Source organism: Roseibium album (genome assembly GCF_001404515.1).
Classification (GTDB): Bacteria; Pseudomonadota; Alphaproteobacteria; order Rhizobiales; family Stappiaceae; genus Roseibium; species Roseibium album.
Window position 1 is genome coordinate 37,242 of record NZ_CXWE01000002.1, and the last position, 20,423, is coordinate 57,664.

17 protein-coding genes are annotated in these 20,423 nt (G+C 57.3%); all 17 read right to left on the reverse strand.

Going from position 1 to position 20,423, the window contains the following annotated elements; translation table 11 throughout:
* Positions 1–5: 5 nt before the first annotated feature.
* The 17 genes from LA5095_RS05470 to LA5095_RS05550 all read right to left on the reverse strand — a co-directional run bounded on the left by LA5095_RS05470 (position 6) and on the right by LA5095_RS05550 (position 20,421).
* Positions 6–1,043: a 2-hydroxyacid dehydrogenase gene (locus LA5095_RS05470; RefSeq protein WP_055112871.1), complete on the reverse strand. Its 1,038-nt coding sequence runs from the start codon at positions 1,041–1,043 to the stop codon at positions 6–8.
* Positions 1,040–2,605: an FGGY-family carbohydrate kinase gene (locus LA5095_RS05475; RefSeq protein ID WP_055112873.1), complete on the reverse strand. Its 1,566-nt coding sequence runs from the start codon at positions 2,603–2,605 to the stop codon at positions 1,040–1,042. Before LA5095_RS05475 ends, LA5095_RS05470 begins: the two co-directional genes overlap by 4 nt.
* Entirely contained in the window at positions 2,602–3,726 is a 1,125-nt protein-coding gene (locus LA5095_RS05480; protein WP_055112876.1) for an ABC transporter ATP-binding protein, read from the reverse strand. The genes LA5095_RS05475 and LA5095_RS05480 overlap by 4 nt, the downstream gene beginning before the upstream one ends.
* Positions 3,723–4,829, reverse strand: a complete 1,107-nt coding sequence (locus LA5095_RS05485) for an ABC transporter ATP-binding protein (protein WP_055114164.1) — start codon at positions 4,827–4,829, stop codon at positions 3,723–3,725. Before LA5095_RS05485 ends, LA5095_RS05480 begins: the two co-directional genes overlap by 4 nt.
* Before the next feature lie 5 nt (positions 4,830–4,834).
* Positions 4,835–5,692 (reverse strand): carbohydrate ABC transporter permease, encoded by an 858-nt coding sequence (locus tag LA5095_RS05490; protein ID WP_055112878.1) that lies wholly within the window; start codon positions 5,690–5,692, stop codon positions 4,835–4,837.
* Between the two features lies 1 nt (position 5,693).
* On the reverse strand, positions 5,694–6,608 hold the full coding sequence (locus tag LA5095_RS05495; RefSeq protein ID WP_055112880.1) for a carbohydrate ABC transporter permease: 915 nt from the start codon (positions 6,606–6,608) through the stop codon (positions 5,694–5,696).
* An 86-nt stretch (positions 6,609–6,694) separates the two neighbouring features.
* Positions 6,695–8,134, reverse strand: coding sequence for an extracellular solute-binding protein (locus LA5095_RS05500; protein ID WP_029061153.1), 1,440 nt, complete (start codon positions 8,132–8,134; stop codon positions 6,695–6,697).
* 36 nt (positions 8,135–8,170) lie between these two features.
* On the reverse strand, positions 8,171–9,130 hold the full coding sequence (locus tag LA5095_RS05505) for a sugar-binding transcriptional regulator (RefSeq protein ID WP_055112882.1): 960 nt from the start codon (positions 9,128–9,130) through the stop codon (positions 8,171–8,173).
* Positions 9,131–9,768: 638 nt separating this feature from the next.
* Complete coding sequence (locus LA5095_RS05510; RefSeq protein WP_055112884.1) at positions 9,769–10,125, reverse strand: hydroxyisourate hydrolase; 357 nt, start codon at positions 10,123–10,125, stop codon at positions 9,769–9,771.
* Positions 10,125–11,855, reverse strand: a complete 1,731-nt coding sequence (locus LA5095_RS05515; protein WP_055112886.1) for a thiamine pyrophosphate-binding protein — start codon at positions 11,853–11,855, stop codon at positions 10,125–10,127. Before LA5095_RS05515 ends, LA5095_RS05510 begins: the two co-directional genes overlap by 1 nt.
* 19 nt (positions 11,856–11,874) lie before the next feature.
* Positions 11,875–13,086 carry an alpha-hydroxy acid oxidase gene (locus LA5095_RS05520; RefSeq protein WP_208992608.1) on the reverse strand — a complete coding sequence of 404 codons (1,212 nt, stop codon included), beginning with the start codon at positions 13,084–13,086 and terminating at the stop codon, positions 11,875–11,877.
* 155 nt (positions 13,087–13,241) lie between these two features.
* Positions 13,242–14,162, reverse strand: a complete 921-nt coding sequence (locus tag LA5095_RS05525) for a LysR family transcriptional regulator (RefSeq protein ID WP_144435937.1) — start codon at positions 14,160–14,162, stop codon at positions 13,242–13,244.
* A 292-nt stretch (positions 14,163–14,454) separates the two neighbouring features.
* The gene (locus LA5095_RS05530) at positions 14,455–15,279 is read right to left on the reverse strand and encodes a TauD/TfdA dioxygenase family protein (protein WP_055112892.1); all 825 of its coding nucleotides are present in this window, start codon (positions 15,277–15,279) and stop codon (positions 14,455–14,457) included.
* A gap of 54 nt (positions 15,280–15,333) precedes the next feature.
* Entirely contained in the window at positions 15,334–16,764 is a 1,431-nt protein-coding gene (locus LA5095_RS05535; protein WP_055112894.1) for an FAD-binding oxidoreductase, read from the reverse strand.
* Positions 16,765–16,786: 22 nt separating this feature from the next.
* Positions 16,787–17,137: a hydroxyisourate hydrolase gene (locus tag LA5095_RS05540; protein ID WP_055112896.1), complete on the reverse strand. Its 351-nt coding sequence runs from the start codon at positions 17,135–17,137 to the stop codon at positions 16,787–16,789.
* The gene (locus LA5095_RS05545; RefSeq protein WP_055112898.1) at positions 17,137–18,867 is read right to left on the reverse strand and encodes a thiamine pyrophosphate-binding protein; all 1,731 of its coding nucleotides are present in this window, start codon (positions 18,865–18,867) and stop codon (positions 17,137–17,139) included. Before LA5095_RS05545 ends, LA5095_RS05540 begins: the two co-directional genes overlap by 1 nt.
* A 15-nt stretch (positions 18,868–18,882) precedes the next feature.
* Positions 18,883–20,421, reverse strand: coding sequence for a tripartite tricarboxylate transporter permease (locus LA5095_RS05550; RefSeq protein ID WP_055112900.1), 1,539 nt, complete (start codon positions 20,419–20,421; stop codon positions 18,883–18,885).
* Positions 20,422–20,423 lie beyond the last annotated feature (2 nt).

Sequence of the window (20,423 nt, forward strand, 5' to 3'; positions counted from 1 at the left end):
TGACCTCAACACGGACTGAGCGGAGGTTCGTCGGAGATCCAGCGCCGCACTTCTTCGGCGATCTTCTTCGCGGCAATCTTCACTGTCTTTCGGGAAGCGCCGGCAATATGAGGTGTAAGCGTCACATTCGGCAGTTGCAGAAGAGGGTCCTCGGGATTCGTCGGCTCGACGGCAAATGTTTCCAGCATCGCTCCACCGAGGTGCCCGCTTGAAAGGGCTTCAAACAGCGCATCATAATCCATCAACGGACCCCGGGCGGTATTGACCACAACGGCACCCGGCTTCATCGCCGCGAATTCATTCGCGCCGATCATTCCGGTCGTCTCCTTGGTGACCCTGGGGTGCAACGTGACGACGTCGGCTTCCTTCAGCAGGGTGTCGAGAGAAACCTGTTCAACACCGCCGCGACTGTCGTCGACCGACAACTGGACGTAAGGGTCATTGACAAGCACACGGGTGCCAAAGGCGCGCAACAGCTTCACGACACGCGTTCCGACATTCCCGTAGCCGATGACGCCGACACACATGTCGGACAGTTCGTTTCCTGCAATTTCCGCGCGGTACAGATCCCCCCGGTAATCACCTGCCCGCAGGGATTCATGCCCCTTGGTTATATTGCGCGTTTCGGCAATGATTGCCCCGATCGTGAATTCCGCAACTGCGGACGCGTTTCGCCCGGGTGTATTGACAACCAGCACACCTCTTTGGCGCGCCTCTTCCATCGCAATGTTGACCGGCCCGCCGCGCGATACCCCGACCAGCTTGAGATTGGGCGCGGATTCCAGAACGCCGGCTGAAACGGGTGCAAGATGCGTCACCAGCACCTGCGCGTCCTGCAAGTGAGAGAGGACCATCTCAGGCGTCCCCATGTACTCCTTCAAACCTTCCAGTCCGGGAGCGGCGTATCCGTGTTCCATCGGTTCGTCAGGCCATGTCAGATCCATGCATTTGCAAGTGACACGATCACCGCACAGAGCCAGAATTTCTCTCTCGAATACTGACGACTCCATGAACCGGTCACCAATGATTGCAACAGTCGTCATTTGCTCAGCTCCCGCCTGGCCTGCGCTTGGCTGTCCCACGCCTTCGGCAGGATTAGCCTCGTCTCCAGATAGGTTTTGAAAAGGGTGTCGTAGGATCCGGTAAGCCGGTCATCCGGGAGAATCGCATCGTTCAGGAGCGGGGTAACCCAGGTGTCCACGGCAGCTGCGATATCCTTGAACAGGCCCTGCTGCACGGCAGCAATCATTGCAGCTCCCGCGGCTCCGGCTTCCGGTTGGCCGATTGTTCGAACCGGTGCCTGCAGGCAGGCAGACAATAGGATCCGGAATGCACGCGACTTTGCGGCCCCACCGGTCAAACGGATTTCACCGGGAATGCTTCCCATCGTCTGGTAACAATCCCTGGCGGCCAGAACGAGACCGTCAAATACAGCGCGAAGCATATCGGCCCAAGTTGTCGTCTGGTCGAGGCCTGTCCAACTCGCTCTTGCATCGGGGTTGGTGAATGGACCCCGTTCACCGGCCGCCGAAATATAGGGATGGTAAAACGTGCTGCCCGGCTTTGCGTCGAGCACCATATCGTCCATCGAAACAAGGAACTGTTCGGGATCGACGCTGAGATTCTGGGACGCAAAGACCTGTGCCGCCAGGCCGAGCGCCCAGTCTATGTTCAGTGTGGCAGCCATATTGGTCTGCATCTGCGCAAATGCCCCACCGGGAAAGGGCATCGTGTAGCCGCACGCGTCGTCGTTCAAAACAACGGCATCGGCATCCCCGACGAAACGCATATGCATTCCGGTCGATCCAAGAATTGTCAGGCCCGGCAGCACTGCGGGGTCGTAAAGTCCCGCGCCGAGTGCGCTGCACATGACGTCGACAAGACCGAGACTGACCGGTGTTCCCTCGACCAGCCCGCACAGCTCCGCGGCTTCCCGTGTCAGACCATGGGATATCTTTGTACCGTCAATGATCGGAGGAAGCAGATCCGCGTGATCGGAAAGTCCGAGCAGCTCAAGGACATCGGGGCTGTAATCTCTTGTCCGGAAGTCGCCGAACGTGAAAACACCCTCGGAAATGTCTGACGCCAGCACGCCGGTGAGCTTGTAGTAGAGCCAGTCCTTGCAGTGAAGTGCAGACGCACTTTTCTTCAGCAGATCTGGCGTGTTCTCCTGCATCCAGCAAAGATGGGTGCGCATCTGGCAAACATTGATGCCGGTGGCCGTACGTTCGTAGATGACGCGGCTTCCATCCATCTCCGCCAATCGGCGCGAGGTTGCCGCTGACCGCGAGTCGAGCCAGAGCCAGCCGTCATGCGCAGGTTCGCCGTCACTGTCGATGAGCCAGGTTCCGTCACCTTGTCCTGTGACACCGATTGCCGCGCAACGCCTGGCACAGTCCGGTACCTCTTCCGCCAGTTGAGCGAGCACCTGCGCCGTGTCGTGCCAGGTCCGGTTCATGTCCTGTTCGACACCGCCCCCCGGCAGCGTCGTGTATTCGTTTCGACGACTGGCCAGGGCAACTTGTCGTCCGGCAAGATCAAAGGCCACGGCCTTGATCACCGAAGTTCCGGCATCGATCCCGATAAGGAGATCCTTTGCACTCATGCCAACTGTCCTCCATGACTGAGTGCATCTCCGGTGTTGTTGTCGAATATGTGCAGATCATGTGCCGAAATGGACAGGTTGATCCGATCACCCGGTTTGGGAAGCGCGAGGTCATGAACGACCGAAACGATGCTTCCACCCGCAAAGCGCGCAGCGATATGGGTCTGGTCACCAAGCCACTGATTGGCGTAGACCTCTGCCGGCAGTCCTTCTTCGGTCAATTGGACAGAATGCGGACGTATTCCGATCATCACCCCCTGGTCCTGCTGGATGCGCTGCTGCAATTCTTCGGAAAACGCGGCTGACGGATAGGACAGTGCAATGTCCGGTGCAAGCCGCAGATCGACACGGTCGGCAACGACCTCGGCAACCGCCGCAAAAAGGTTCATCGGCGGCTCGCCGATAAATGCGCCGGTGAAGATGTTGGCGGGCCTGTTTTTCAGGTTCTCGGGCGTATCGTATTGTTGCAACAAACCGCCTTCCATGACCGCAATGCGATCGGCAAGCGCATTGGCCTCGGTCTGGTCATGAGTCACGAGAATCGCCGTCAACTCGTGTTCCTTGATGTAGTGCTTGATCCGGCCGCGCAGGATCGCCCTGAGCTGAGGCTCCAGCTGTCCCATCGGCTCGTCGAGGACATGCAGGTCGGCACGACGGATAAGCGCACGCCCCAGGCTGACCCTTTGTTGTTGCCCGCCGGATATCGCGTTCGGGTGCTTGTCCAGAATGTCGCTGATTTCCAGAAGCGCCGCGATCTGCTCGACCCTTGTATTGACTTCCGCCTGGCGTAGCCTTTCAGACTTGAGGGCGAACGCGATATTTTCGCGGATTGTCAGGGGCGGATAAAGAGAATAGCCCTCGAACGCCATTGCGACGCCTCGCTTTGCCGGCGCGAGCCGGTCAATCCGGCGCCCGTCAATGTCGACCTCGCCCGAACTCACTTCTTCGAATCCTGCGATCATGCGCAGCGTCGATGTCTTGCCACAACCCGATGATCCCAGCAATGCAACGATCTCGCCGCGTTCAACCTCAAGATCGAGATCCTGGACCGCGTGCACCTCGTGCGCAGTGCCGGGATTGTATTTTTTGTTGACAGTTTTCAGGTGGAGTTGCGCCGTCATGCTGCTTCCTCCACCCGGTTGCCGTCAGGCTCGGGCGCGATCCTGTTTCCCGTTTCCCGATCGAACAGGATCGCGTCCCGCGCCGCGATCTGCAGGTTCACCTTGGGACCGGTCGGAACCGGATCCTGAGCCGGTTGGGACAAAAGAATTTCCCGCCCACGCAATGTCGTCACCAGCGTCACGGTCTTTTCGTTGAACGGGGTGACCGCCTCGATTGTGACCGGAAATCCACCGGTCTCCGTAAATGACAGGGCCTCCGGCCTCAATCCGACAATGCAATCCCTGCCGGCAACGCCCGGAAACTTGCCATGAAAGTCGACCCTCTGATCGGACAGGAATGCGTGCAGGCCCCGGTCGTCTTCCTTGGGAACAACGTCGAGTAGGTTGATGGTCGGGTCTCCGAAAAGTTGCGCAATCTGCGTGTTCGCGGGACGCCGATAAATGTCGTCGGGAGATCCGATCTGGACAATCTTGCCCTGGTCCAGAACGGCGATACGGTCTCCGAGAGCCATGGCTTCCTTGTAGTCCTGCGTGACGTAAATGATCGTCGCGCCACGATCCGCCAGGAGGCGCGGCAACTCCAGGCGCATTTCAAATCGCAATTTTGCATCCACGTTGCGCAGGGGATCATCGAGCAGCAGAACCCTGGGTTCGGAGACCAGGGCCCGGGCAAGCGCCGTGCGCTGTTTCTGACCATTCGAGAGCGCCTTGGGCGCATGCGAAAGGACATGTTCGATCTTCAGGAGCTTCGCGACCGCATCCACTTTCGTGCGGATCTCCGAGGCCGACATGCGCTTCGATGTGAGCGAACTGGCAATATTGTCATACGCCGTCATGTGGGGAAACAGCGCAAAATTCTGAAACGCCATTCCGATGCCGCGATATTCCGGTGGCACGCTCGTCACATCCTCACCGTCGATGACGACGGTTCCGTCATCGGGTTCGATCGCCCCGGCGATGCTGCGCAACAAGACGGTCTTCCCTGCACCGGACTTGCCGAACAGCACGAGCGTCCCCCCTTCCTGCACACTCAGCGATACCTCGTCCAGAACGGTCTCGCCGCTGAAGGATTTCGAAAGTGAGGTGAGTTCGAGAAATTCCATCCGCATCAACCCTTCACCGCACCGAGGGAAAGCCCTTCGACAAGATATCGCTGTGCCCACAGGGCGAGCGCCAGTGTCGGCGCGATCGACAGCACGATTGCGGCCGCGATCTGCCCGTATTGAATGCCGGACGCAGTCACGAAGGCAAGCGCCCCGACTGTGACCGGCTGCTTGTCTGCGGAGGCAAGCACCAGCGCGAAGATGAAATTGTTCCAGGCGAAGATGAATGCCAGCAGGCCGGCTGCGGCAATACCCGGACCGGCAAGCGGCAAGGCAATCTTGCGGAAAGTGGAAAACCAGCTATGGCCCGCGATCCTGTAGGCGTATTCGATATCCGGTGAGATATCTTCAAAATAGCCGCGCACGATCCACAGGATTAGCGGCAGGCAGATCAGCTGGTAGACCCAGACGAGCCCGAGATACGTATCGGCAAGACCTATTTCCTGGAAGTAGAGCGTCAAAGGAAGCAGGACCAGAAGTGGTGGGGCAAAGCGGAAAGACAGCAGCGTGAAGGCGATATCTTCCGAGCCCCTGAACTTGTGCCGCGCAAAGGCATAGGCCGCAGGCACACCAAGGACCAGGGCAACGGCGACCGAACACACCGACAGGATAATCGAATTCATCAGGTTGTTCACAAAATCGATGCCCATGCTGGCAACGTTTGAATCGAGCCGCCCGGCAATGATCGCCATGTAGTTGTCCAGCGTCGGCGTAAAGGACATCGAAGGCGGCGACCGCAGGATCGTTTCGTTCGTCTGAAAGCTCATGAGCACGATCCAGAAAATCGGAAACATGAAAAAGACGATGATGATGGAGAGCGCGACTCGTCGGAACCAGCGTTCCAGGAAAGAAGTATGATCCATCTTACGCGCCCCCTTTTGCGCGTTCACGCAGCCGAAGCCAGTTTTTGACGAATATGTTGGACAAGAAATATGTGATTGCCCACAGGATCAGCAGCAAAGCCGCAGATCGTCCGACATTGGTCGACTGGAAGAAATTCAGATACGCTTCCACCTGGAACACCATCAGCGTGTCCCCCGGTCCGCCCTGGGTCATCGCATAAATGATATCGAATTGCTGGATTGAATCGAGCAGCCGGAACAGAGCTGCCGTGAGGATATAAGGCATCAGCATCGGCAACGTGATCCGCCAGAACTGTTCCAGTTGCGGCACACCATCAAGGGCAGCGGCCTCGAAGGGTTGGGTTGGCAGTGATCGCAAACCGGCGAGCAGAAGGATCATCATGAAAGGCGTATAGACCCAGATATCGACGAGGATCACGGTAAACAGCGCCGTTCCCGGCGAAGATCCCCAGCGAAAATCATCGAACCCGATCACCTGCATGAAGTAACTCAGGATCCCGAAATTCGGATTGGTCATCAATTTGAACATCAGTGCCGCGAGGGCCGGTGCCGTCATGAGCGGCAAAAGCAGCATGATGGAAACGAAATTGTTGACGGTACTCCGCTTTTTCAGCAGGAGCGCGATCGCCAGACCGAGCAACAATTCGAGGACCACCGTGGAGCCGGCATAAACCAGCGATACCTTCAGAGTGTTCCAGAAATCGGAATCGGTGAGAAACTTGACGTAGTTCTCACCCCAGTTCATCCCCCGGTTCCAGGGCTGGGACATCCTGTAGCGCTGCAGCGAGTAGAAAATCGCCGTAACGAACGGAATGAGTATCCCTATGCACACAAGAAGCGCTGGAAGACTCAGGACATAGGGAAGCACCTTTGGCGAGATCAGTTGACGTCGCCGGGTCGTCAAGGTGTCGGTCATGGAAACACCAGGCTTGGAGTGTCTTTGTTGATTGGCTCAAGACGGCATGCGCGGTGTTGGGTACCGCGCATGCCGCAGGCTGCGACCTATCTCAATCCCGCTTCACTGAGCTGGGAATTCATGCTCTGTGCGAGTTGATCAAGGCCTTCATCGACCGGAACCTCGTTGGCAACCATCCGCTGCAAGGTGGCCGCCCACTCTGTGGTCAGATCGAAGAACAATGGCTGTGCGGTGAATTTGATCGACGCTCCGGGTGCTGAAACGTCATGCATTTCCACGTAACCCGGATAGTTCTTGTTCAACCGCTCACGGAAGACGTCGCTGTCCCATACCGACTTGCGGACAGGGTTCACGAAGTCCATTTCCGTCGCACCGAACAATCCGTGCTCCGGCCCCGAGGCCCACTGCATGAAGTACCAGGTTGCATCAAGGTCCTTGGAGAACTTTGACATGGCCAGGGACCAGATCCAGATATTGGGGGTCGGTGCCGATGCTGCCGGGTTCGCCGCGAATGGGGCAAATTGCAACTGGCCTGCCATCGCGTTCTCGCCGCCATTCATGAAATAGCCCAGGATGTCGGCATCGAAGATCATCGCGGACTTGCCGGCACCCAGATCCGTTCCGACCTGGTACCAGGTATGGGTCGACCAGTCGCTCGCACCGCTTTCCTGGATCATCTTGACCCATTTGGAGTGGAATTCCTTGGACCCGGCCGTGTTCATCGCCGCGCTCAGCTTGCCGCCGTCATTCGACAGGTCGTGCTCGCCGAAATTCGCGTAGGCCGAAAGGAAACCCGGGTGAATCGTCGCCCAGGAGCGTGACCCGCGAACGCCGACGCCATAAACACCGTCATTGGCTGCCTGAACCGCAGCGGCAGCTTCCAGCATCTCGTCCAGGTTGGTCGGCACCTTGACGCCGGCCTTTTCGAACATCGCCGCATTGAAGGTGATGTTGTTCTGCTCGTAACCCCAGGGGATACACCATTGCTTGGCATCGGGCGAACCGAGTTCACCGCCCGGAACACCATTCCAGGCACAGGACTTGCGCACGCCTTCCAGCATGTCGTCCCAATTGTAGTTCGGATTGGTTTTCGAAGGGTCGTTGAGCCATTCATTGTGGTCGACAATCCAGCCCGCCGGACCGTAGGTCCAGGTCATGTAAGCGCCGGTCATGAACGCATCATACTCGCTCGAGCGAGACGACAGCGCAGCCGTCACCTTGTCGAAATAGACGTCTTCGGGAAAGATGTCGTAGGAAACATCCATTCCGGTCATGTCTTTGAAGTTCGGCAGGTTCGCTATCATGGCATCCGTATAGGGATGCTTGTTCAGCAGCAGTTTTACGCTCTTGCCTTTATGTTTCTGCCAATCGAAATCGGCGGCATGCGCATTGTTCGCCATCATGTTGTAGAGCGTTCCCGCAGATGCTGCGGTCATGCCAAGTCCGCCTAGACGTCGAATAAGCGCTCTGCGATCCATCTCCCCGCGCAGGAACGCCCCTATGGCATCTTTTTCCTTTTCGTACATCTGTATTTCCTCCCTAGTGAATCCTGGCTCGTCGCGTCATTCGTGGTCTTCTACAAGCGCTTTTGCAGTTACCTCGTCTGTCAGTAGACCGGTCAGATGACCGTTCTTCAGTGCAGCAGTAATCGCCTTGACCTTGTTTGCTCCTCCAGCAATCGCGGTCACTTCGCGTCCTTTCAGGCTTTTGATCGGCGGCGCCATGACCCGTTGGTCAAATTCCGTCTCGATCTGTTGCCCGTCGATGTCGAAGAACTGGCCAAGCAATTCCGCGACAGCTCCGCCTTCACGGAGTTCTCTCGTCTTGTTCGGATCGTCTATCGCCGTGTCGATGATGCTGCCTGAATCCGGATCGAGACTTCCGACACCGAGCACAACCAGCGACGCCTCGTCGATCAGCGCCATCGTGTCGGCAATGCCGAACTGCTTCATCATCACCGCCTTGTCTTCCGCGGTATTTGCATAGAGCGGGGCAGGCAGAAGATGCGCCTCCGCGCCCGTCTTCTGGGCCAGCCGATAGATCACGTCATAGGGATTGGCGGCAAAGGAACGGGTCAGTCCACCAAGCACGGAAACGAACTGCTTGCCGACGACAGGGTCCCGCCCCATGGCATTGACCGAACCGGTAAGCGTCCGGCCATTGCCAAGACCGATCGTCTTGTGGCGTTTGCCGCTTGAAACCTCCATGAGATACTGCGCGCCCACGGTTGCAAGCGATCGAAGAGGCATCGGTCCGCTTTCGGGAATCTCCATTGCGACCCGGCAGAACTTCAGACCGAACCGCTCCATGAGCCGCCGTTCCAGCATGACGCACTCGGTCGCTTCAACATCGACGAAAATCTGGACCAGACCGTCCGCCTGCGCACGTGCGATCAGCCGGTGTGCCCGGGTATTGGTGACGTTGAGATGACGGGCCACTTCGCCTTGCGTGAGCCCGCCGACAAAATGCAGCCAGGCGGCACGAGCAGCCACATCAGGATTGTTTTTTGCCTCTACCGCCATTCACATCGCTCAATTGCAAAATATTGCACTGATGCAAAATATTGCACTTTGAGGTCACGAGGTCAAGTTGCCGGTCGTTCCGGCAACTCAATTCAAATCAACGGCGCCGGAACACCAGTTCGGAATTTTGCGCGGATATCGAGTTTTATTGACGCGTTGCACGACACCATCAGAGGCCAGACGAGCTAGTGCACATCAAGGAAACCGGACAATCGGCAAGTCGGGAATAACTGCTCCCCTGGGAAGGATCCCCTCAGCGGACAATATTGCCACTTGCAAAAGGTTCGCTTCAGATTAGCCGGCGCAGGTCGGCTTCGTTGGAACATTCAATGCCGCCTGGAGAACAAACTGCTTTTTTGAGCAATTGTCACAGCTATCGCCGCGTTCGCCAGTTCATCGGAAACTGGAAGTTGGCGACATACTGAGCCGGCAAACTGGAACTCCGGCCGGCCCGCGCCAGCCGGATTTTCGACCGGTCACAATGGAGCAATGCCGGATGCCGCCAACCGGTTTCCCCTCCTGGTGCAGAATGCCGTGAGGTTCGGTTGGCTAGCGATGGTGGGCATCTACGCTCGTGCACATTCAAATTGGTATCAGGTCGCCGCGTAAACTTGGTCAGGTTGACTGTCGAGCAGTTCTCATCGTGAAAGCCACGTCGAATAAGAGTTCGGCGAGAGTATCACCGGCATGTGATACCTGGCATTGTTGTCGGGCATTCGAAAACGCAGGACGACTTCGCCAATGATCTGATTGTTGTCTGCTTCCGGGTGTATTTCAGCCCAATAACGTCCAGACCCAAGAACCAGTTCGTAGTCGGCCGATGGATCGATCTCGCTTGCGTCTATCGTTTCGACCAAACGACCACCCGGATCCGTTTCGCTCGCGAAGACGCATCTTCTGGACCCGTCTTGGCCTATCTCGTGGAGCACAATGCCGACACTGCCCGCATGTGTTCCATCAACCCCGTTCAGGACATGAGAAGAGACAACGGCCATCACTCGATCGAGGCCTTGTCGCGCTTGTCGGATGTCGCGGCAACAATCGGACTGATAACCCCTCTGCATTTGACATTGACGCATGCCGTCTTGCCGCTTGCGATTGCCCGCTGAAGTGCCGGGCCGAACTGCTCCCTGCGCTCTACAAGTTCGCCGTATCCTCCAAGACCTTCGAACATCGAGTGAAAGGGTATGTCCCTGAAGTCGGTCGCAAAGTGCTGCTGGTTCTTGAACAGTCGTTCCTGTTGCTGGCTGATGCAATCCAGGCCGCCATTGTTGTCAACGACAACCACGATCGGAATATTTTCCTGAAAACAGGTCTCGATCGACAGTCCGCCCGACAAGAACGCCCCGTCACCGGTCACGAGCACCACGGTCTTGTCGGGATGCGTGTTTTTTGCGGCGAGTGCAAATGGAACCCCCACACCCAGCAGGCTGTAGTTGCCCGGGTGAAGTATTCCGCCAAGTGTGCGTCCTCTTGCGGCAGCAATATTCGTGGCGATTTCATTCCAGAAGTGGGTATTGCCGCCGTCAAAGACCAGCCAGTCGCCATCGGTCATGCCGGCCTGGACATCAAGTGCAAGCTGGAGAGGGTGCATCTGGCGGCCCTGCGCGGTGTCTTCAGCGGTTTCTGCGGCAATATGATCCGACCATTCCGACACCCAGTCGGAACGCCGCCTGCGTTGGAGTTCCAGCCAGTCGGTCCAGGTTTCAGATACACCCGCCAGGGCCTCCAGAAACGCTCCGGGATCGGACAGAAGCTGAATGTCGGCTCCGATATTGTATTCGAGCTCTTCATGGCTGCCGTTCACACAGATCAACTTCGTTTCCGGCGGTATGAACGGCGGATTGCCGAAATTCATCTGGTTGTCCAGTCGGCATCCCACCATCAGGACCAGATCGGCTTCATGAATGGCTGGTCTGGAGGGATGGTACTGGTGAAAGTCGGCGAGCCCCATATAGGCGTCACAATCCTCTCCCAGCATCTTGGTGTGATAGGGCACATTGAAAACGGGCATCTTCAGTCTGGTGCCGGCAACGCCGAGTTTTGCTTCGCTTCCGCTCCACCAGACCCCGTGCCCGCCAATCATCACCGGCCGTTCCGACGCCTTCACAAGATCCAGCACTTCCGCCAGTCGGCTGGGGTCCGGCCACGCGCGGGGGAGTGGTCTATCTGACCGGTCAAACGGACGTTCGGCCCGGCCAGCATCTTCTTCGAATGAAGAAAACATGATGTCCACGGGCAGCGCCAGGTGAACCGGACCGGGATATCCCGTCGTGGCCGCGGTCCAGGCACGATCGACAAATTCGCTGATGCGTGTGCCATCGACTATTTGCGCGGAGTATTTGCACAGCGGTGCGGCAATCGCGACGTCGTCGATCTCCTTGAAACCACCTGCCCCCTGCCGTTTGAGCGTCGACGAACCGGTGACGAAAATGACCGGGCTGCGTTCCCCCCAGGCCTCCAGCATGGCAGGCACCGCATTGGCAAAGCCTTCCGGCCCGACCAGGCAGACGGCGGGTTTGCGAGTGATCCTTGCATGACCATCCGCCAGATGTCCTGATACCTGCTCGTGCGGGCAGTTGATCACGGGCATCTGACACTCCATGAACCCTTCCAGGGCCGGGTTACAGAACCCGCCGGCAAGAGTGAAGACATGGTCCACACCCTTTTCCTTGAATGCACGGGCAAGCAATGCTCCGCCGCGAATTTTCGCAACAGCGTTCATGATTGGGACGCCTCCTCGGCTAGCGCATCAGTTTCTTGTTAAAGTGGGTAGCGACAGGCGCGTCGCTCGTGTTTGTGTCGTCAGGGCAAACCAGGACTTCCGCATCCACATCCGCGACGTCGCTCAGGCCTAGCTGTGCCAATGTCAGGCTCACTTCTTCGGCAAAAATACTCAAAAGCGTATTGAGACCGCGCGCTCCATCCGCCCCCAGCGCGTAGAGAACCGGCCGTCCGATCATGACAAAGTCGGCACCCCGCGCCAGCGCCTTGACGATGTCTTCTCCGTTTCGGATGCCGCTGTCGAAAATCAACGGATAGTCGGGTCCGACCGCTGTCCGGATTTGCGGAAGTATGTCGATTGCCGCGGGGACGCTGTCGAGCTGGCGTCCACCGTGATTGGAGACATAAACCGCGTCGACACCGGCTTGTTGGATGCGGACGGCATCTGCAGGCGAGGTTACGCCCTTGACGACAAGGTTTCCTGGCCACTCTGCCCGCAGCCGCTCCAGAAATTTCCAGTCGGCGCTGGCTCGGCTCGCACTGCGATCGAATTGCGTGGTTCCGTTCGCGGTCTTGAAGTTTTTCGGTTCCGGAGCGCCGTTGAACAGGGTTGCGAGGGACCAGTGGGGATGCAGAACAAAATCGAGCAACAGTTTTGGCGTCATGCGGAACGGCATGTGAAACCCGTTGCGAAGATCCCGCACTCTTCGCGAAACCTGCGGAACGTCGGCCGTCAGTATGACGGTCTCGTAACCTGCGCGGCCAGCCCGCTCGATCAGTGACAGGGACTGCTCCACCGACTGTCCGGCATAAAGCTGAAACCAGGCATTTTTGCCCGCCCACTGCCACATTTCCTCAATCGAACTCGAAGCGGCAGAGGAGAGACAGACCGGAACATTGTAGTGTTTGGCGGCCTGAGCCAGATGATGATCGGCATTCGGCCAGGACAAGTTGCACATGCCCATGGGCGCAATGCCAAACGGCAGATCGTATTTTTTGCCCAGGAATGGTTTCAGCAACGTCCGATGCGCAACGTCTTCCATGACTTTTGGCTGAAGCATGACATCTTCGAACTTGCGGATATTTTGCGCCGCGGCAAACTCCCGGCCGGCTGCTCCTTCGACAAAATCAAAGATCAGTCTCGGCTGTCGACGGCTTGCAAGCTGACGCGCGTCTTCCGTGGAGAAAATGCGCTTGCTTTGTTCAGCTGTTTTGTCTGGTTCGGTCGCGATTTCAAGGCCCTCGCCACAATCAAGAGGTTGGGCCTATGTTAGTGCGGAAGAGAATTTTTGAACCAATCGAAATAGATCTGCGACGTATTTGAATTTGCTATGAATTGGTCGATGTCTTTCAAAAATCCCAAGTGGATTCGTCTCTGCACCGCAAACTAAGTGTTGAAATTGTTAACTGCCTCGACACGCTCGGACAGTTGCGCAGAGAGAATGTCGGCCAATTCCAGTGCCTGCCGCGACAGGTGTTCGCGCCCTGGAACAATCAGGGAGATGTAGTAGCGCAGATCCTGTTGGATAGGCCGAAAAACGACCTCTCCCATCCGCACGGCCTGCTCGGCAGAAAAGGGATCCGCGATTGCAAATACACCCGTTTCACGCACCATGGAGGCAGCAACGGGAATATTGGTTGCGGAAATCCGCGAGCGTCTCTGCATTCTGCGGGAAAGATCGCTGTCAATCGAGGACATCGCATCGGGAAACACCCCGCCGAACGTCACGAAATTCTCCTTGTCGACGATCTCCTCCAGATCGACCGCACCAGGCTGGTCCGCGATCGGATGATCCTCCGGCATCAGGCAAACATAAGGTGCAGCGAGTTGCGAAAGAACTTCAACTCCTTCGTAAGGCGGTTGCCGACCCACGATCCCAAGATCGAATTGATGCAACTGCACCGCATCCAGAATGGCAGGCGTATTGCGTGAATGGACCATGAAGTTGATATCGTCATACCGTCGATAAAGCTTGTTCAACGCCTTCGGCAACTCGATTGTTGCGATCGACTGAATGGTTCCAATCGAGATGACCCCACCGGTCGTTGTGCGAATGGATTCAGCCAGTTCCCGCAGCCTGTCCACGCTGACGAACATGCCTTCCACCCCCTGGTAGAAGGTCTTTGCCTCCACGGTGGCGGTCAATCCCCGGCCCGACCGCAAGAACAACGGAAATCCGACCGAACGCTCCAGATCTCCGATCAGCCTGCTGACGCTCGGCTGCGAGATGTGCAGCATTTCAGCTGCCTCGGTAATCGACCCGCTGCGCATGGTCGCTCGAAAGGCCTCGAGCTGTCGTAGGTTCAATCTGTCCTCCAGGTATTTGTAGCCCTGCGCCGTCACGGCATCGATGCACTGGCTTGTCCAGACAAGCAAAATCTGGATGCATTCGGCAAATATATTTGAAAACCAAATGAATTGAAAATCAATTCGCGCCAGCCCGCCAATCTCGTCGGGCAAACACGACGGAATGTCTGTTTCCTGCCGGAGCAAGACGCCATTTCGAATTCAGACTATCCGGAACTCATGTGCAGCAGATACAAAGAGGAACATCCGGCATCTGAAAACCCGTGAATGATTTCTGTGCCCCAGACTCTGGTCAATAGGGCTTGTCGCCCCTGATCGTTACCCGGTTTCCGGCTCGGGTCTGTGGAAAATAGTCCCACATTGCAATGTGCTGAACGCAGCGATTGTCCCAAAAAGCGACCGAGTTTTCCTGCCAGCGAAACCGGGCATGAAACTGCGGTTGATTGCAATGATCAAAGAGAAACCGCAGGACCATGTCACCTTCTGCAGCCGGCAAATCAAGAATTGCCGTCGTAAACACCGGATTGACGAAAATCAGTTTCCGTCCTGTCTGCGGATGCGTTCGAATAACGGGATGTTCTGCTTGTGGAAATTCCCTGTTTTCCTGCTTCCCGTCCTTCGCGGCTCGCATGCGATAACCCGGTGCTCCATCGTGAACCGCAACCAGGGTGTCCAGGTAGGTTTTCATCCTGTCCGAGAGCGCCTCGTAAGCCGCGTACATGTTTGAAAACAAGGTGTCCCCACCGACGGGTGGCAGTGTGTGAATGTGCAGTATCGACCCCATGGGCGGTTCCGGATCGCAAGAGACATCCGAATGCCAGCGTTCACCGGGGATCTGTTTAGAATTGGCATCGGCATAGATGGGCAACACTTCGGGATGTCCTTCCTGCGAGGCCGCATAAGGATGCACAGCCAGGTCGCCGAACAGACGGCCAAATTCCTTGTGGCGTTCAAAAGTCAGCCTCTGGTTTCGAAAGAACAAAACCTGATGGGCCAACAAGGCATGCTGGATTTCCCGGATCTGGAGGGGTGCCAATGTTCTGGTCAGATCAACCCCGTCGACCTCGGCACCCAGCGACGGCGTCACGGGCCGGACCTCTATCGTCTCGTATGTCACGTTGAACGTCCCCTGTCCTCGACCGGCAAAACCAACTGCAGTTTGCGAACATGGCTAATTCGCGAACACGGCGCCGGGATTCATGATGTTGTTGGGATCAATCGCTGCCTTGATCGCGCGCATGGTCGCCTGCTTGACGGGATCGCCGAATTTCAGCAGCGCGTCCCGTTTGACCCTGCCAATTCCGTGTTCGGCACTGATTGATCCGCCGCAGGAAGCAGTCGTCTCGTTGATTGCAATATCCAGCTCATTCTGGATGGTCGGGTTCACGAGCAGGAATCGCGACCTGGCAACTCCTTTCGGTGGAAATACGTTCACGTGGATGTTGCCGTCACCGACATGACCGTAGCAGTTGACGCGAAGCAAGGGATTGATCCCGGCAAGCGCACACTCCACCGCCGCGATGAAGTTTTCCACTTCCGCAATCGGCACCGAGGTGTCCGAACTGAAAATCACGCCTTCCTGCCTGTTGTATTCATAGGCAAGTTCCCGGAGGTTCCACAGTGATTGACGTTGCTTTCCCGACTGCGCAAGAACAGCGTCCGTGACGATGCCGGACGAAAACATGCGCTCAAGCACCCCTTCCAGCTGCGCTCCGATGCCGATATGTCCCTCAACGTCGACCAGGCCGAACCAGGAATGGGATTGCTCGAACGGATCGCCCAGTTCCGGAAAATGGCGTGTGGCCAGGTCCATCCCGAATCTCGACATCAGCTCAAAAGCCGTAACCGCTTCGCCAACCTCGTTTCGCAAGTCGCCAAGCAAGGCCAGCGCAGCACCTGGGGACGGAAACGCACACATGACTGTTGCAATCTCTTTCGGCACGGGAAAGAGCTTCAGCGTTGCCGCGGTAATGATCCCCAGCGTCCCTTCAGACCCGATCATCAGGTGACGGAGATCGTATCCCGTATTGTCTTTTCGCAACGCCCCGGTGTTCTTCAGGATCGCCCCGTCAGGCAGAACAACCTCGACTCCAAGGCACATGTCGCGAGCGTTGCCGTAACGAAGGACCTGGATACCACCGGCGTTGCTGCTCAGGTTGCCACCGATCGTGCAACTGCCCTCCGAAGCCAGCGACAGACCGAAGCAGCGATTGTGCTGACGGGCCGCTTCCTTGACATTCACCAGAACGCATCCGGCCTCCACGTCTATCGTGTCGTTGTCCTGACTGACCGACCGGATCGCATTCATTCGCTCGAGCGACAACACGATGATTTTCCGTCGTTCGAAATCGATATGGCCAGCCGACCCGCCCGTGCCGCCACCGTAAGGAACCAGACCAACGCCGCACTGATTGCAAAGTGCGACGACTTGCGAGACCTGGTTGGTCGATGATGGACGCACGACCAATTGCGCATCGCCGCGAAACCTGTTCCGCGCATCGACAAAATAACCGTCAGCTCGCGTCGGATCGATCCAGCCGGCCGAGCCGACGATGGAATTTATCCGCTCCAAAAACGGTGTGTCCGGCAAGGCGTCAGCCATCACTTGTCCTTCCTCTCCATCGTTAGCCGGACAACCAGACAGAATACCCGTTTGGAGACAGAATGACGGGCATGTGATAGGTCCCTGCCGGGTCAGGCATCTGAAAGCGCAGAACAATCTGCTCGATAAAACCGATGTCGGGTCTGGAACCGATACGGTCCGCCCAATAGGGCGCCGTATCGAAAACCAGCTGATAAACTGAAGCTGCGTCTGCTTCCCGAATGTCGACACCTTCCGACACCCGGCCCGAGGCATCCGTGCGAGTGGCAAAGAGAGGCAATCTCTCAGATCCCAGGCGGGTCAGCCGCACGGCGATGCCGTCTGCATGACTTCCGTCCACGCTGTTCAGGGCATGCGACGTGACGACAGCCATTACTCGATTGACGCCTTTTCGCGCTTGTCGGAGGTCGCCGCAACAATGGGCGATATCACTCCGCGGCATTTCACGTTGATGCAGGCGGTCTTGCCGCTGGCAATTGCCCGTTGCATCGCAGCCGGAAATTCTTCGCGCCTGTTGACCAACTCACCATGTCCGCCGAGACCTTCGAACATGGTGTGAAACGGAATGTCGCGAAAATCCGTGGCGTAGTGCTGCCGGTTCTTGAACAGGCGTTCCTGTTGCTGGCTGATGCAATCAAGCCCGGCATTGTTGTCGACGACGACAATGATCGGAATATTTTCCTGAAAACAGGTTTCGATTGATAGTCCGCCTGAAAGAAACGCGCCGTCTCCTGTCACCAGCACGACCGTCTTGTCGCGGTGGACGTTCTTCGCGGACAGCGCGAAGGAAACCCCGACACCCAGCAGGCTGTAGTTTCCCGGATGAAGGATCCCGCCCAGTCTGCGCCCACGGGAAGCTGCGATATTTGTGGCGATCTCATTCCAGAAATGTGTGTTGCCGCCGTCAAAAACCAGCCAATCGCCATCTTGCATGCCCGCCTGAACGTCCAGAGCCAGCTGCAACGGATGCAATTTGCCACCATCCAGCTCGTCCTTGGCTGTCTCGGCTGCAATGTGGCGTGACCATTCCCCAACCCATTCGGCGCGGCGAGCGCTTTGCAGTTCAAGCCACCCATCCCATGTCTGGCTGACATCGGACAGGGAATTGAGAAATGCTGCCGGGTCGGACAGGAGCTGCACATCCGCACCAATGTTGTAGTCCAGTTCCTCATGACTTCCGTTGACACATACCAGCTTGGTTTCAGGTGGAATGAACGGCGGATTGCCAAAATTCATCTGGTTGTCCAATCGGCAACCTACCATCAGCACCAGGTCGGCTTCCTGGATCGCGGCTTTCGAGGGGTGATACTGGTGGAAATCGGCAAGACCCATGTAGGCATCGCATTCCTCGCCCAGCATCTTGCTGTGATAAGGCACATTGAAGATTGGTATACGCAGCTTGGTGCCGGCATCGGCCAGTGCGCTTTCCCCTCTTGACCACCAGACACCGTGCCCGCCGATCAGAACGGGACGATCGGCGGCACGAACCATTGCCAGGATCTGCTCAAGTCTTTCCGGATCCGGCCAGGCGCGTGGCACGGGCCGGTCAGATCGGTCGAACGGACGCTCATTGCGGCCGGCATCTTCGTTGAATGACGAGAACATGATGTCGACCGGCAACGCCAGGTGAACCGGACCCGGATAACCGGTGGTCGCAGCACGCCAGGCGCGATCAACAAATTCACTGATGCGCTCGCCGTCCGTGATTTGCACCGAATATTTGGTCAGGGGTGCGGCAATCGCGACATCGTCGATTTCCTTGAACCCTCCCGCTCCCTGACGCTTCAGGGTCGAAGACCCCGTAATGAAGATCACGGGCGAGCGTTCGCCCCACGCTTCCAGCATCGCCGGAACCGCGTTGGCAAATCCTTCGGGACCGACGAGACAGACCGCGGGTTTGCGGGTGATCCGCGTATGCCCGTCGGCGAGATGACCGGCAACTTGTTCGTGCGGGCAATTCACGATCGGCATCTGACATTCCATGAAACCTTCCAGCGCCGGGTTGCAAAATCCTCCCGCCAGCGTGAAGGCATGATCAACGCCCTTTTCCTTCAGCGCCCGGGCCAGAAGAGCACCGCCACGAATTTTGGTTTGAACGTTCATGTTCGTCTCCAGTGTCTATTTCTGTTCGGATTGGGACGGCGTCGTGGTTGACGACACGGCTCGCTTCTGGTGCTCCGACCATGCGATGCGGACGACCGCAAATACCGTCATCATGCAGAACAAAAGTGCGATGGGGCGTTGCATCAGGAACCCGACCAGGTCCCCCTGGGCAACCAGCAGGAAGGATCGGAACGACACTTCAAACTCTGGCGCCAGGACAAACCCGATCAGGAATGCAACGAAGGAATAGTCGAATTTCTTCATGAAGAAGCCGATCAGCGCGAAGATGATCATGATGTAGAGGTTGAACAGGCTGTTGGTCGAGGCGAACACACCAGTCAGGCAGGTCAGTCCGATAATCGAGTAGCTGACATATTCCGGGGCTTTCACGATGTGGCTGTAAAGGCCACTCCCCATCAGGCCAATCGCCAGGTTCGCAAAGTTCGCTATGAAGAGAACCGTGAAAATTCCGTAGATCAGGTCCGGTTCGGTCTTGAAGACATGCGGGCCGGGTTCGATTCCGTGAACAAGGAACGTCCCTATCAACAGAGCTGTCGTGACATTTCCCGGGATACCCAGTGTCAACAGCGGCACGAAACTTCCGCCGACGACCGCACTGTTGGCCGCTTCCGGTCCGGCAACACCGTCGAGGACACCTTGTCCGAACTTTTCCGGTGTCTTTGAATATCGCTGCGCTGACCCGTATCCGACGAAAGCCGCCAGAGAGGCTCCGATGCCCGGCAATGCGCCGATCGCTGTACCGATCAGGCTTGACCGCAATACCGTTTTCCAGTGCGACAGGAACACCGGCAGTGACAGTCCGGGCCCGCTGCTTGAACTGATGGGTGCGCTTTTGGTGTCGGGGGAAGCGCGCCTGCGATCAAAGGCTCGCTCCGCGGCAGCCATGACTTCCGCCAGCCCCAGCATACCGATGGCGATCGGCAGCAGAGGCAGCCCGTCAAGCAATTCAACATGGCCGAAAGTCATGCGCGGCGAAGCGGACATCGGATCCAGGCCGACCATTGCACACAAGACCCCGAAGGCACAGGCGGTCATGCCACGCAACATCGACCTGCCCGTCAGTCCGGCAACGAAGGTAAAGGCAAAGAGAACGACAAACGTGAGTTCTGCCGGGCCAAATTTCAGCGCAATTTTCGAAAAAGGCAACGCCACCAGATAAAGCAGGAGATCTGCCAAAATGGCTCCCGCGACCGATGCGAAAAGCGCCATCTGCAATGCCTGCCTGGCCTTGCCGGATCGCGAAAGCGGATAACCATCGAAAGCTGTCGCCGCAGCCTCGGGAGAACCCGGCACATTGAGCAATATCGCCGATATCGATCCCCCGAAGGTACCGCCCTTGTAGATACCGATGAGAAAGGCAACGGCGGTCAATGGGTCCAGACCAAAGGTCAGCGGCGCCAGAAGAGCGATGGCCATAGCGGCAGTCAAGCCGGGTACGGCGCCCATGAAAATACCGACGAACACACCGGCGGCGATTGCCAGTAACGGCCCGGCGGCGGTGGCGTTTTGAATTCCGGCGATCAGTGCTTCCATTG

Bases quoted from the DNA above. Each gene is read 5' to 3' on its own strand.
- LA5095_RS05470 (WP_055112871.1), bottom strand. From the start codon at position 1,043: ATGACGACTGTTGCAATCATTGGTGACCGGTTCATGGAGTCGTCAGTA.
- LA5095_RS05475 (WP_055112873.1), bottom strand. From the start codon at position 2,605: ATGAGTGCAAAGGATCTCCTTATCGGGATCGATGCCGGAACTTCGGTG.
- LA5095_RS05480 (WP_055112876.1), bottom strand. From the start codon at position 3,726: ATGACGGCGCAACTCCACCTGAAAACTGTCAACAAAAAATACAATCCC.
- LA5095_RS05485 (WP_055114164.1), bottom strand. From the start codon at position 4,829: ATGGAATTTCTCGAACTCACCTCACTTTCGAAATCCTTCAGCGGCGAG.
- LA5095_RS05490 (WP_055112878.1), bottom strand. From the start codon at position 5,692: ATGGATCATACTTCTTTCCTGGAACGCTGGTTCCGACGAGTCGCGCTC.
- LA5095_RS05495 (WP_055112880.1), bottom strand. From the start codon at position 6,608: ATGACCGACACCTTGACGACCCGGCGACGTCAACTGATCTCGCCAAAG.
- LA5095_RS05500 (WP_029061153.1), bottom strand. From the start codon at position 8,134: ATGTACGAAAAGGAAAAAGATGCCATAGGGGCGTTCCTGCGCGGGGAG.
- LA5095_RS05505 (WP_055112882.1), bottom strand. From the start codon at position 9,130: ATGGCGGTAGAGGCAAAAAACAATCCTGATGTGGCTGCTCGTGCCGCC.
- LA5095_RS05510 (WP_055112884.1), bottom strand. From the start codon at position 10,125: ATGGCCGTTGTCTCTTCTCATGTCCTGAACGGGGTTGATGGAACACAT.
- LA5095_RS05515 (WP_055112886.1), bottom strand. From the start codon at position 11,855: ATGAACGCTGTTGCGAAAATTCGCGGCGGAGCATTGCTTGCCCGTGCA.
- LA5095_RS05535 (WP_055112894.1), bottom strand. From the start codon at position 16,764: ATGGCTGACGCCTTGCCGGACACACCGTTTTTGGAGCGGATAAATTCC.
- LA5095_RS05540 (WP_055112896.1), bottom strand. From the start codon at position 17,137: ATGGCTGTCGTCACGTCGCATGCCCTGAACAGCGTGGACGGAAGTCAT.
- LA5095_RS05545 (WP_055112898.1), bottom strand. From the start codon at position 18,867: ATGAACGTTCAAACCAAAATTCGTGGCGGTGCTCTTCTGGCCCGGGCG.
- LA5095_RS05550 (WP_055112900.1), bottom strand. From the start codon at position 20,421: ATGGAAGCACTGATCGCCGGAATTCAAAACGCCACCGCCGCCGGGCCG.